Annotated in this window: 17 protein-coding genes and 5 pseudogenes; 8 read left to right on the top strand and 14 right to left on the bottom strand. The window is 48.8% G+C overall.

The window, feature by feature from the left end:
* On the top strand, window positions 1–184 hold a 184-nt coding region (locus tag KAJ71_RS16245; protein WP_248946682.1), incomplete at its 5' end, for a SymE family type I addiction module toxin.
* A complete protein-coding gene (locus tag KAJ71_RS16240) occupies window positions 181–534 on the top strand; it encodes a SymE family type I addiction module toxin (protein ID WP_248946681.1) in 354 nt (117 codons plus the stop codon). The genes KAJ71_RS16245 and KAJ71_RS16240, both read left to right, overlap by 4 nt.
* A 58-nt stretch (window positions 535–592) precedes the next feature.
* Here KAJ71_RS16240 and KAJ71_RS16235 read toward each other — a convergent pair whose 3' ends face one another.
* The 7 genes and pseudogenes from KAJ71_RS16235 to KAJ71_RS16210 form a co-directional block, all read right to left on the bottom strand.
* Window positions 593–1,138, bottom strand: a complete 546-nt coding sequence (locus KAJ71_RS16235) for a hypothetical protein (protein ID WP_248946680.1) — start codon at window positions 1,136–1,138, stop codon at window positions 593–595.
* 1 nt (window position 1,139) lies between these two features.
* Window positions 1,140–1,292 (bottom strand): hypothetical protein, encoded by a 153-nt coding sequence (locus KAJ71_RS23725; protein ID WP_248946679.1) that lies wholly within the window; start codon window positions 1,290–1,292, stop codon window positions 1,140–1,142.
* A gap of 40 nt (window positions 1,293–1,332) precedes the next feature.
* On the bottom strand, window positions 1,333–1,479 hold the full coding sequence (locus tag KAJ71_RS23720) for an AHH domain-containing protein (RefSeq protein ID WP_248946678.1): 147 nt from the start codon (window positions 1,477–1,479) through the stop codon (window positions 1,333–1,335).
* A 431-nt stretch (window positions 1,480–1,910) separates the two neighbouring features.
* Window positions 1,911–2,438, bottom strand: coding sequence for a hypothetical protein (locus KAJ71_RS16220; protein ID WP_248946677.1), 528 nt, complete (start codon window positions 2,436–2,438; stop codon window positions 1,911–1,913).
* The gene (locus tag KAJ71_RS16215; RefSeq protein ID WP_248946676.1) at window positions 2,435–2,647 is read right to left on the bottom strand and encodes a hypothetical protein; all 213 of its coding nucleotides are present in this window, start codon (window positions 2,645–2,647) and stop codon (window positions 2,435–2,437) included. Before KAJ71_RS16215 ends, KAJ71_RS16220 begins: the two co-directional genes overlap by 4 nt.
* Before the next feature lie 114 nt (window positions 2,648–2,761).
* Window positions 2,762–2,935, bottom strand: a pseudogene (locus KAJ71_RS23775) (RHS repeat-associated core domain-containing protein); the annotation flags it as partial.
* 255 nt (window positions 2,936–3,190) lie between these two features.
* A pseudogene (locus KAJ71_RS16210) lies at window positions 3,191–3,902 on the bottom strand (CHC2 zinc finger domain-containing protein); the annotation flags it as partial.
* A 136-nt stretch (window positions 3,903–4,038) separates the two neighbouring features.
* On the opposite strand from KAJ71_RS16210, the gene KAJ71_RS16205 reads away from it, so the two are divergent.
* The 3 genes from KAJ71_RS16205 (at window position 4,039) to KAJ71_RS16195 (ending at window position 5,049) form a co-directional block, all read left to right on the top strand.
* On the top strand, window positions 4,039–4,404 hold the full coding sequence (locus tag KAJ71_RS16205) for a helix-turn-helix domain-containing protein (RefSeq protein WP_248946675.1): 366 nt from the start codon (window positions 4,039–4,041) through the stop codon (window positions 4,402–4,404).
* A 70-nt stretch (window positions 4,405–4,474) separates the two neighbouring features.
* Window positions 4,475–4,699: a SymE family type I addiction module toxin gene (locus KAJ71_RS16200; protein ID WP_248946674.1), complete on the top strand. Its 225-nt coding sequence runs from the start codon at window positions 4,475–4,477 to the stop codon at window positions 4,697–4,699.
* Window positions 4,696–5,049, top strand: coding sequence for a SymE family type I addiction module toxin (locus KAJ71_RS16195; protein ID WP_248946673.1), 354 nt, complete (start codon window positions 4,696–4,698; stop codon window positions 5,047–5,049). The genes KAJ71_RS16200 and KAJ71_RS16195 overlap by 4 nt, the downstream gene beginning before the upstream one ends.
* 54 nt (window positions 5,050–5,103) lie before the next feature.
* Here KAJ71_RS16195 and KAJ71_RS16190 read toward each other — a convergent pair whose 3' ends face one another.
* The 3 genes and pseudogenes from KAJ71_RS16190 to KAJ71_RS16180 all read right to left on the bottom strand — a co-directional run.
* Window positions 5,104–5,397, bottom strand: coding sequence for a hypothetical protein (locus tag KAJ71_RS16190; RefSeq protein WP_248946672.1), 294 nt, complete (start codon window positions 5,395–5,397; stop codon window positions 5,104–5,106).
* A 1-nt stretch (window position 5,398) separates the two neighbouring features.
* Window positions 5,399–5,950, bottom strand: a pseudogene (locus tag KAJ71_RS16185) (RHS repeat-associated core domain-containing protein); the annotation flags it as partial.
* Window positions 5,950–6,288, bottom strand: a pseudogene (locus tag KAJ71_RS16180) (type VI secretion system membrane subunit TssM); the annotation flags it as partial. The pseudogenes KAJ71_RS16185 and KAJ71_RS16180, both read right to left, overlap by 1 nt.
* Window positions 6,289–6,487: 199 nt before the next feature.
* Between KAJ71_RS16180 and KAJ71_RS16175 the strand changes: the two are divergent.
* From KAJ71_RS16175 to KAJ71_RS16165, 3 genes are all read left to right on the top strand, one after another.
* Window positions 6,488–6,883 (top strand): helix-turn-helix domain-containing protein, encoded by a 396-nt coding sequence (locus tag KAJ71_RS16175; RefSeq protein WP_248946670.1) that lies wholly within the window; start codon window positions 6,488–6,490, stop codon window positions 6,881–6,883.
* A gap of 72 nt (window positions 6,884–6,955) precedes the next feature.
* Window positions 6,956–7,180, top strand: coding sequence for a SymE family type I addiction module toxin (locus tag KAJ71_RS16170; protein ID WP_248946669.1), 225 nt, complete (start codon window positions 6,956–6,958; stop codon window positions 7,178–7,180).
* Window positions 7,177–7,530 carry a SymE family type I addiction module toxin gene (locus tag KAJ71_RS16165; RefSeq protein WP_248946668.1) on the top strand — a complete coding sequence of 118 codons (354 nt, stop codon included), beginning with the start codon at window positions 7,177–7,179 and terminating at the stop codon, window positions 7,528–7,530. Before KAJ71_RS16170 ends, KAJ71_RS16165 begins: the two co-directional genes overlap by 4 nt.
* 50 nt (window positions 7,531–7,580) lie before the next feature.
* Here the strand turns inward: KAJ71_RS16165 and KAJ71_RS16160 are convergent, their stop codons facing one another.
* From KAJ71_RS16160 to xerC, 4 genes and pseudogenes are all read right to left on the bottom strand, one after another.
* Window positions 7,581–7,979, bottom strand: coding sequence for a hypothetical protein (locus KAJ71_RS16160; RefSeq protein ID WP_248946667.1), 399 nt, complete (start codon window positions 7,977–7,979; stop codon window positions 7,581–7,583).
* 328 nt (window positions 7,980–8,307) lie between these two features.
* Window positions 8,308–8,400 (bottom strand): annotated as a pseudogene (locus KAJ71_RS23670) (RHS repeat-associated core domain-containing protein); the annotation flags it as partial.
* A 443-nt stretch (window positions 8,401–8,843) separates the two neighbouring features.
* Window positions 8,844–9,077, bottom strand: a complete 234-nt coding sequence (locus tag KAJ71_RS16150; RefSeq protein ID WP_248946665.1) for a hypothetical protein — start codon at window positions 9,075–9,077, stop codon at window positions 8,844–8,846.
* Between the two features lie 285 nt (window positions 9,078–9,362).
* Complete coding sequence (gene xerC, locus KAJ71_RS16145) at window positions 9,363–10,352, bottom strand: site-specific tyrosine recombinase XerC (RefSeq protein ID WP_248946664.1); 990 nt, start codon at window positions 10,350–10,352, stop codon at window positions 9,363–9,365.
* Window positions 10,353–10,496 lie beyond the last annotated feature (144 nt).

Here is a 10,496-nt window from a genome sequence, read left to right as displayed (position 1 = left end):
TCCGTGCATTGAACAAGATGACGCTCGCGGGTATGCCAAAAAGTGTGCGCGTTGCCTGAGGTATATGCACATTCAAGAGGTTCTTTTGTCCAAATCTGATTTATTCAACAAAGCCCCTGGCCAACCGGTCACAGTAAATATTGAACAGGGAAGATTGATTATTCAAGCGGAGGGGAATGTATGAACGGAAGCACTATTATACAGACAACCACGGGCGGGATTATTCCTGAGCTGATTATCGATGGCGAGGATATTACCAAGACGGGGTTTTTGGCAGGGGCTGTATTTAAGATTGAACCGTACCAGGATGGGCTGATAATAAAGTTGATTTCTAATGAGGGAGAGATTGAGCGATTATTATTGGAGATGGATGCTCATCCCCATATCGGCGTGGACTGGATACGGGATAACGGTGAGCTGTATCTGGCGGGAGACTGGCTGACACAGTGTGGTCTGACCGGGCAACCGCTGGCGATCAGCGTGATGCCCGGCAAGGTGGTGATCTGGGTGCAGAAGCGTAACACACTAGCATAACAGCAAAAAACGGGAAAGATCAGCAGAGGATCTTTCCCGAGTCTAAATCATATTGCTGTTATAATTCTAGTCCTCTTACATTATTTTCAATAAAAAAATCCCTTAAGGCATTGGACATTACAATACATTGCTTATACTCCAAGCATCTTGCAATGCAAAACTCCTCGGTTAAATTTTCCTTGAAAACTATTTCATTAAACCTCTTTGGCCCATCAGGTAAATAGCTTAATATTGGCTGACTGTCAGATTTCTCCATGTCTATACATGATAACGAGCGGATAACATTTATTACCTTATAGCCAAGATGGTTGACATTATTAATAACCACCACTGCATCAAGAAATTGGACACCTCGGAGAAACCCCTTATCATTTAAAAGCAGACCCACTAGTCTTGGCGATATAAATATAGGGCCATCACTAAAGCAGAAATCATAAGATAGTAAGCTTTTTTCACTAACCGTTCTTGTTACTTTAAAAACAAAATCATTACTGGACTTAATTTCCTTGCATTGGATTAAATCATTATTAGAAACTTCACCCTGCTCATATTCGAACCAGTAATTATTAGGATAATCAGGAGATATTTTCAGTTCATGTATCATATCAACACCCACTTGCTCTAATTGAGTTTTTATTCAGCTTTGTTGTTCCATTACGTAACCCGGCTCTTTCATTCTTTATTAACTCATTTACGGTATTTTTATAATCAGTCTTAGTCCAATTATTGCTTTTGCCATAGTCAAGTAAAGCATCCATTTGCGTTCCTATGCCCTTTGAATATATTGAGTGAGAACCACTATGAATAGTTCTTGTCGGATGATTTCGGAAGATAAATCATATTTTTAATGTCATGAATGTTTAAACCAGCAGCCTTAATTAAACCATGTCCTTTCAATTGCTGAGGAATAATATAATGTTTTTGGAAGCCGGTAATGCTCGGCATCGTATTATACGTCCATAACCCTAACGGATCGGTCCAGGTAATAGGATTCGGTGCATATTCGTATAAGTTAATGCCCCCGCCAGCCCTATCGGGTCCGGCATCAGATAACAACCTCCCTGTGGATCGTAATATCAATTTCGTCTGTAAATAAACAAAAGCTTTGCATCGTAGTACATACGCTACCGCCCTACCTTGATAATTTCACCTGCACAAAGTTATTGTAAATAAAATGGTAATGCAAATACAGACTGATTGAAGTATGGGAACATCCTCCACTGAGGACACAGACTGGTATGGGATGATACAGCTGTTTCTGTTGGGGAAATGGCTTACACTGTGTGGCCTGACCGAGCAACCGCTAGTATTCAGCGTAATGCACGGCCAGGTGGTGACTCAGGTGCAACAGGGTAACATTTACTCTTTAATAAACTCTATATAGCTTTCTTTAATGCTTCAATTTGCCCTTCCATGAGCCAGTTTATCTCTAGCGTAGAAAGTTCACCTTTTTGCGAAAATCCAAATCGCACCTGATCATCTCGAACATATTGCACTGGGCCCTCTGCATTTTTGAAAGATACAACAAGAAAGTTGCTGCCAATTGCTAATGAAATGCCCGAACAGAATTCATCTTGAAACCTATTTGAATACTCCGAAGTATCATTGACATTCCAGTCAGTTATATCAAAAATAGGCAATCCTATTTTTTCCGGTAGACTTTTAGTATATTGCTCTTTCGTTTCACTAACATCCATTGGGTTTATACTGACCAATGATACACTATGAATTGCACCACTTTTCATATTAAGCCCTATTTCAATTAAGGAAAGCGTTCCATCACCACCTCTCCAATAAATAAGTTGCAATGGTTTCGATCCAAACTCAATAGTGAAAGGCACATACTCATCCATTTCCAGCGTCTGACTGTCACACTCTACTATATTTTTTAACATAATCATCATATATACAACGCATGTTTAATTACTGATAAAACTTCGCCTGGCCGTCCTTTACTAAATATTAACTCCCAACGACCGACATTCATCATTTCTCCATATTTTATCCCTTGAGCTGTTGCTTGATTAACTGCTTCACGGAAACTAGTTAACATTGCTTGGCTACCGACAGATGTACTATGGGCAAGTCCATTACGAGTTAAGTATTCGGCCATGTGCTTCGTGGCATTTGGATGAACCCAATAATTCCCACCTTTAGCTACGAGTTCGAAGGACTTGGGAACAGAAGTCCCCCCAATAGTAGGTTGCGTTGCTTTAATAAAATCGTAAACCGTACTTCTTTTGAAGTTAGATGCTTCCCGAGCAGCTCTACTCGCAGCAATATTATCTAAAACGCGCTGTTTGATTATCGGACATGTTGCCAGCCCTAGCGGATCTACATACCCCGTCGGATTATGTACATACCCGTAAGTATTCCCTCCCCCCGCCAGCCCTATCGGGTCATAGGAACGATCCCGACGTCATCGTACTTTTTAACACGCGGCAACCCGCGTTATTCCTCGCTTTTTAAAGAGCAGTATTCACACTTTTAACACACTCGTAACCCTCTGGCCCCGACGTGCGTTTTTTCACCTGAACGCAGTATAGCGCCAGCCCCGACCTCCGTTAACCCCTTGTTTTGTCAGCATCTGCTTTTGTGACCTCCATCATTAACCGTTTCGTTACTGCGTTACGCTGGGCGTTCCGGCTCCGGCCACGGCACTCCGGCAGCCCCAATGGCGTTCCACTGCGTAGCCCGGACGTGATTTTACGCCCGTACATCTCACGGATCTGCCCGTTCAGATCGATCACCGGCACCACCAACGATCCGGTGAAGTGCTCGTGACCGGTTTCACGCATGATCCCCGCCGCCTTGAGCCGGGCGCGGATCTTCGCCCCGGCCTGCACTTGCTTGATCGGCAGACGGTAGGCCAACGTGCGGTTGGCGAAGCCCAGCCGGAACTGCGCGACTAACTCAGGATGGTTAAGGCGGCGCCTCTCCAGATAGGCCACCGCCTCCGGGGCATTCAGCAAGGTGTGATGGTAAAACTCCACGACCCGGTTAAGCAGCGCCTGGCGGCCCGCCTCGTCCTCTTCCAGGATCTCCGGCTCGTCCTGGGTGACCAGCGGGGCCACAACCGGGTTTTCGCCCAACTCACCGCGCAGCCGCTCCACCGCCTTGCGCAGACTCAGACGCTCGGTGTGCATCACCCAGTCCAGCACCGAGCCGCCCGCATCGCAGCCGAAGCAGTGGTAAAGATTCTTGCCCGGCGACAGCACACAGGACGGGGTTCTCTCGTCGTGGAACGGGCACAGCACCGTAAAGTTTTTGCCCTTCTTGAACACTTGCCGACCTTGCGCCCGTACCACGGCAACCAGGGAGATAGCGGCTTTCAGGTGTTGCAGTTCTGCTTCGGGGATACGGGCCATCACTTCGCTCCTTTAAAACCTTGTCAATGGACACTTATGTGATATGTGATAATCACATTATTAGCACATTACAACAGGCAGTTAAAAAAGGGGGCATACAATGACAGCTATTGATTTCCTGATGACAGGTCTTGATATGTCCGTATTTTCCGAACGCCTGAAGGCCCTGAGAGAAGCCAGAGGACTGACCCAGACACGCCTGGCCGAGATGATTGACGTCCAGCCCAGAGCCTATAACCGCTGGGAACGGGGGCACATCTCACCGCAGCTGGATACGCTGCTTAAGCTGGCCGACGTCTTGCAGGTTTCGCTTGATGAACTAGTTGGTCGGGTCGATGCCAGCAAAGATGTGAAGATCCGCAACGCCGAGTTACACGAACTCTGGCATCAGGCCGATGCCTTGCCGGATGAAGAGCAGAGAGCGCTGATTATGGTCATTGACAGTTTTGTGACTAAAGTCAACGTAGAGAAGGCCGTTAAGAAGAGAGTGAGACAACGTTAAAATAGCGCGGCGGCACTGGGTTGCACCCCACTACCGCCGCTCACCACAAGCAACTACGTAGGAGTTGATTATGGCTAAGAGCGATTCTAAGTCAGGCACCCCCGTAAATAAAGCACCCAAGACAACACGCCGCTACACCGTGGGCTATTCGCCCAACCGGGGTATCAAGAAACCCGCGCCGCAGCTGCTTATCAAGGGGTATTGGCTGGAAGAACTGGGCTTTTTAACCGGCCAGCAGGTCACGGTAAATATTGAACAGGGAAGATTGATTATTCAGACGGAGGGGAATATATGAACGGAACGCATATTATGCAGGCAACCACGGGCGGGTTTATTCCTGAGCTGATTATCGATGGTGAGGATATTATCAAGGCGGGGTTTGTGGCAGGTGTGGTATTTAAGATAGAACCGTACCAGGACGGGCTGGTAATAACGTTGGTTTCTGATGAGGAAGAGATTGAGCGATTATTATTGGAGGTGGATGCTGATCCTAATATTGGTGTGGACTGGATACGGGATGACGGCGAGCTGTATCTGGCAGGGGACTGGCTGACGCAGTGCGGACTTACCGGGCAACCGCTGGTGATCAGCGTGATGCCCGGTCAGGTGGTGATTCGGGTACAGCAGGGGAATATGCTGGCATAGTGGCATATAAAAATAGCAGGGAAGATCTAAAGAAGATCGTCCCTGTTACTCTATCTATACCTCTTCAACCTCAAAAAATATATTGTTGTCACTTAACACTTTTTCGATAAATGATAATATTTTCTTCGAGTTACCGGAGTGGATTTCAATAACAACCCGCCCGTCAGAATAGGATATTTCAAAATCAGCACCCCAACTAGAGGACGAACCATCTATCGACAGCCCAAAAGAATTACTATTAGAGTAGCTTAATTTATATAGGCCACTATTTTCAAAAGAGTCTTTTATTTTATTAAGAACATCATCCAATGATGCGTTTTCAATAAGCAAATGATATTCGATACTCATATTATCTACCACTTCCGTGAGGTCTTCCCCGAACTGTTGGATAATCCACTGGATTTCTAATTCCAATGTGGGTTAGATCCGGGTTTGTTGACACATGCCCTAAATCATTCAATTGATCACCTGAAGGATTTTGTTTATGTATATGGGCATTTAATCCAGATTTAGGAGTTAATTGTCCACTCTTCATATTCATTGATTGGTTACCATATGGGTGAATTCTGACCTCAGATCCGTCAGCATGACTCCACACCTGATTCTTCGCAGCACTATTACTAACTTTGGTTTGAGTAAAACCATGTTGCGAAAGCGTTTTTTCAACTTGATTAACTGATTTACCTCTTAATTCAGGAAGTTGTCCTGATTTGCTCGGACATCCAGCTAACCCTAACGGATCGATCCATGTCAGTGGGTTCGGAACGTAAGCATACAGGTTCATCCCCCCCGCCAGCCCTATCGGGTCCTGCGTCGTAAACCGGCCTATCTCCGGATCATAATACCTAAACGTATTATAGTGTAAACCCGTTTCTTCATCATGGTATTGCCCCGCATAACGCTACCCAGGCCGTTTTGTGCCGAGAAGAAGGTTTCGCGGATCTTCTGCGCCTGTGCCAGCTGTTGCAGCACATCCGGGCGGATCAACAGTTGCCCGTCGCTGCCGCTGCTCAGGTTGTTCTCCACGAACGGCTTCAGGTTCTGCTGGTAGAAGCTATCCAGGGTGCCTTTCGGGCCGAAGAAGCGTTCAAACTCGCTCAGCGGCACGTCCTGCTGCGATCTAGGATCGAACGGATAACGGCCAGCCAGATAGGTCTGATACTGTTTCACCACCGTCTCGTTCCACTCGACTTCCAACGATTGGATGGCTTCCATCATCACTACGCGCCAGGCTTGTTTTTGAGGGTAAACGTTCAAAGCCTGTCAATAGGTATAGAGTAAAAATAACCCTAAAAAAGAGTACTCCACTATAGAGTTTATCTTGAGTAAACCAGCCAAATCCATGGGTGATTCGCTTTGTAAAAAAGAGTAAAAACTACTTTAATTACTCCATATTGGATTATTGTTTTCAGGTAGGTAAAAAACAGGGGTTATCCTCATGGCTACATTGAATCAACGACAGCAAGAAGCCATGAATACAAAAGACGAACTGTTTTTCAAAGAGCTTGGAGCGCGAATTGCTGTGGCACGCAAAGAGCAACAACTCACGCAACAGCAACTGGCCGAACAGCTAGGAATTGCACAGCAGACGATGGCTCATTACGAAGGTGGGCGACTCAAGGTGTCCGCAGCACTGCTACCTACGTTGTCTCAGATATTGAACCTGTCGTTAGACGAGCTTTTAGGTTTGCCAACGATACGGCGACTCAACAAACGAGGCCCGACTTCGCGGCTAGAACAGCAGATTGAAGTGATTAGTCAGTTACCCAAAGCAAAGCAAAAATTTGTCTCAGAGATGTTAGACATGGTGATTGGTAAGACGCTGGAAGAATAGAAAATAGCGCGGCTACTACGGGTTGCACCCCGTAGTAGCCGCTCACCACAAGCAACTAAGCAGGAGTTGATTATGGCTAAGCACGATTCTAAGTCAGGCGCCACCGTAAATAAAGCCCTCAAAACAACACGTCATTACACTGTGGGCTATTCGCCCAACCGAGGCATCAAGAAGCCCGCGCCACAGCTGCTTATCAAGGGTTATTGGCTGGAAGAACTGGGCTTTTTAACCGGCCAGCCGGTCAAGGTAAATATTGAACAGGGAAGATTGATTATTCAGGTGGAGGGGAATGTATGAACGGAAGCACTATTATACAGACAACCACGGGCGGGATTATTCCTGAGCTGATTATCGATGGCGAGGATATTACCAGGGCGGGATTTGTGGTGGGGACTGTATTTAAGATAGAACCGTATCGGGATGGACTGGTAATAACGTCAGTCTCTAATGAGGGAGAGGTTGAGCGGTTATTATTGGCGGTGGATGCTCACCCTCATATCGGTGTGGACTGGATAAGGGATAACGGTGAGCTGTATCTGGCGGGGGATTGGCTAACGCAGTGTGGCCTTACCGGGCAACCGCGGGTTATTAGCGTGATGCCTGGCAAGGTGGTTATTCAAGTACAACAGAGTAATATGCTGACGTAGCCATTGATAAAAGCCCGGAAGGACCTTTATGGGATCATTCCGGGCTTGGTTTATAAGAAAGTAAAGCCAAAAAAGTTATTAGGATCTAATGTCAGCACTCTTTCAATATCACCTTCCTGGTATGTAATAGACATACCCGAAAGAGGTGTTTGTTCATAACTAACTTTTGACACGCTTATTTCATTTTCAGTTTTAAATAACTGAGAGTATATTGACATTAATGAAAATTTATCATCTTCGTCAACATCAAACCATACATTTATTTCATTGACTCTATTTACTTTAATCAATCCGTCATCTAAATACACTTCATAAGTAAGATCACTAAAGACAAAAAACAATCTTTCATACATAGGATGAAAAACAGGTAATTCCTCATAATCAATATAGCCGGTAACAATAACGTCATTCAGCGTTTCTTGAGTGAGGTAATTAATAAAACTTTCCATGATTAATCCTCTACGGTAACAAAACAATTCCGAGGTCCATTCCCTTACCTGACTCGATAAGAGTTACAAACTCTTCCGTACCATTAGGCAGTTTTTTAGATACATAAGTCATACCTTCACCTCTATATATCTCCATAACTGGTTGGCCTTTTTTAATCGTCCCCTGCCCAACATGAGTTAGCTTCCCACTATCTCGAAGCATTTCAATATCCTTAAGGAACTCAGCACCTTCACTAGTTTTCCATTTTGGATATTTCTTACCGAGGTATTTTTCAAGAATATCTTTATGCCGAATAAAGTGATCTTTAAAGTTTTTACCCGCACTTATACTACAAGCAGTTAATCCAAGAGGATCAACATAGGTCAGTGGGTTTGTGACATAGGCATACAAGTTCAGCCCCCCCGCCAGCCCTATCGGGTCATAGGAACGATCCCGACGCCATCGTACTTTTTAACACGCGGCAACCCGCGTTATCCCTCGCTTTTTAAAGAGCAGCATTCACATTTTTAACACACCCGTAACCCAACGGCCCCGACGTGCGTTTTTTCACCTGAACGCAGTATAGCGCCAGTCCTGGCCTCCGTTAACCCCTTGTTTTGTCTGCACCTGCTTTTGTGACCACCGTCATTAACCGTTTCGTTACTGCGTAACGCTGGGTGTTCCGGCTCCGGCCACGGCACTCCGGCAGCCCCACCGCCGGGGTGACGGGGCCGGATTGCGGGCGCGGGTGGCAGAGAACCCGCAAGCGACGTTCTGCGGCGCTCTGATGCACGGAGATTGAGGGGGAGGCAAGGCTTGCATGACCACACCGTACCAGGGTGGGGAGCGTGAGCTGGCGAGACGGTAAGGAGTGACCTGCTTCTTCACCGCAGGGCACGACCCGGCGTAGCCAGATTGCGCTGGGCGGGTATCAACGCTTTCAGCGGAGGCCTTTGGCCGACCTCCCCTTGGCCGTTGACCTTGGCACACGACACCGCACTCACCCCGCCAGGGATGGCGGCACACCCCGTCGCCCAGGTGAGCACCGAGGCCAACAGCGGCGGGAGTTTACGAGCGGCGCGCCACACCGGGCCAGGATGCCGACTGCGGGGGCGCACGACATAATGCGGATTATACGTTGTAAGCCACACTCAGCGGCTAAGGTAGGATATCAGTGGCGGGCGGCGCACTACGTATAATCCCCCCGCATTATGTTTAATGGACGCAAGCCGGGAACCCAACATGCAGAGGACACCGCAGTCTCCCCCCGGTGCGCGGCCATTTACCCCCGCACACACCGATGCCAGAACAGGCAGGCGGGAGCCAGGGAGGGCGAGCGGCTGCCTGGGGCACCGCCCGCCGATCTCACCGGCAGCGGGCAGGCTATCCGACGATGCCGGGTTTCAGCTCGGCTCCTGGCTGTCCGACTGCTTGCCCTTTCTTGGCTGCACCTCGCGTTCCGCCGGATGCGTCCGCTCATGTACCGCTTTCAGTTGGCCTATCGCCACCCGTGTATACACCTGCGTCGTCTCCAGCTTCTCATGACCCAGGATCGCCTGGATATGTCGCGTATCCGCGCCGTTCTCCAGCATCTGCGTCGCCATTGCGTGCCTGAACAGGTGGCAGGCTCCCACCTTGTTTAACTGGGCATCCACCCGGATCGCCCGGCCTGCTATCTCTGTCAGCGTGGCACGTTTCAACCCGACTCCCTTCACCGTCACGAACAGGTGGCCGCTGTCATGCCGCTGCGTCAGCTGTGGCCGTACCGTATTCAGATAGCGCTGCACCCAGGCCAGCGCCCGATAGCCTACCGGCACCACCCGATCTTTCCGCCCCTTGCCCTGCCGCACTACCAACACGCCCCGCCCGGCGTCGATGTCTGCCAACAGCAGGTTGGCCAGCTCCATCCGCCGTAGCCCGGTGCTCCACAGCATTTCCAGTAGCGCGCGATTACGCAGCCCCAGCAGCGTCTCATCATCCTGCGCCGCCAGTACCGCCTCCATCTCTTCTTCACTCAGCACCTGCGCCGGTAGCCGTTTCTCGGTCTTCGGCAGCGTCAGCTGCTCCGCCGGGCTGTACAGGATATGGTGCCGTTTCAACAACCAGCGCAACAGCATTTTGATGGCCGAGAGCCGGTTCAGTTGTCCGCTCTGTGCCAACGGTTTGCCGTCCGCCTTGCGGTAGCTACGCAGATAACGCTGGTAACCTTCCAGCACCACCAGGCTCACCTGCGGCGCGGTCATCATCCCGCGCTGCTCGCACCAGGTCACGAACGGCAACAGCCGTTCCTGGTAACCCTCCAGGGTGCGCGGGCTATAACCGCCAGCTTCCAGATGGGCCAGATACAGAGTGGTGTGTTGGCGTAACGTGGTCAGTGCTGAAGGGGGCTTCATGGCGGGCGCTCCTTGCCGGGATAGGTTGTGGTGTTGAAGGGGCTATGATTACGGTATCGGGGACATATTTCGGGCTGGAACAGCATTTATGGCACAGGTTCGACTTGCACCCCGTAAGCCCTTGTCCAGCATGGCCTGAGCGGG

The sequence above is a fragment of the Serratia silvae genome (genome assembly GCF_023282985.1).
Taxonomy (GTDB): Bacteria; Pseudomonadota; Gammaproteobacteria; order Enterobacterales; family Enterobacteriaceae; genus Chania; species Chania silvae.
The sequence above is the reverse complement of the archived record's forward strand: the minus strand, read 5'-3'. Positions and strand labels throughout refer to the sequence as shown.

Coding starts and splice junctions, on each gene's coding strand:
- KAJ71_RS16240 (WP_248946681.1), top strand. CDS start 181: ATGAACGGAAGCACTATTATACAGACAACCACGGGCGGGATTATTCCT.
- KAJ71_RS16235 (WP_248946680.1), bottom strand. CDS start 1,138: ATGATACATGAACTGAAAATATCTCCTGATTATCCTAATAATTACTGG.
- KAJ71_RS23725 (WP_248946679.1), bottom strand. CDS start 1,292: ATGGATGCTTTACTTGACTATGGCAAAAGCAATAATTGGACTAAGACT.
- KAJ71_RS23720 (WP_248946678.1), bottom strand. CDS start 1,479: ATGCCGAGCATTACCGGCTTCCAAAAACATTATATTATTCCTCAGCAA.
- KAJ71_RS16220 (WP_248946677.1), bottom strand. CDS start 2,438: ATGATGATTATGTTAAAAAATATAGTAGAGTGTGACAGTCAGACGCTG.
- KAJ71_RS16215 (WP_248946676.1), bottom strand. CDS start 2,647: ATGGCCGAATACTTAACTCGTAATGGACTTGCCCATAGTACATCTGTC.
- KAJ71_RS16205 (WP_248946675.1), top strand. CDS start 4,039: ATGTCCGTATTTTCCGAACGCCTGAAGGCCCTGAGAGAAGCCAGAGGA.
- KAJ71_RS16200 (WP_248946674.1), top strand. CDS start 4,475: ATGGCTAAGAGCGATTCTAAGTCAGGCACCCCCGTAAATAAAGCACCC.
- KAJ71_RS16195 (WP_248946673.1), top strand. CDS start 4,696: ATGAACGGAACGCATATTATGCAGGCAACCACGGGCGGGTTTATTCCT.
- KAJ71_RS16190 (WP_248946672.1), bottom strand. CDS start 5,397: ATGAGTATCGAATATCATTTGCTTATTGAAAACGCATCATTGGATGAT.
- KAJ71_RS16175 (WP_248946670.1), top strand. CDS start 6,488: ATGGCTACATTGAATCAACGACAGCAAGAAGCCATGAATACAAAAGAC.
- KAJ71_RS16170 (WP_248946669.1), top strand. CDS start 6,956: ATGGCTAAGCACGATTCTAAGTCAGGCGCCACCGTAAATAAAGCCCTC.
- KAJ71_RS16165 (WP_248946668.1), top strand. CDS start 7,177: ATGAACGGAAGCACTATTATACAGACAACCACGGGCGGGATTATTCCT.
- KAJ71_RS16160 (WP_248946667.1), bottom strand. CDS start 7,979: ATGGAAAGTTTTATTAATTACCTCACTCAAGAAACGCTGAATGACGTT.
- xerC (WP_248946664.1), bottom strand. CDS start 10,352: ATGAAGCCCCCTTCAGCACTGACCACGTTACGCCAACACACCACTCTG.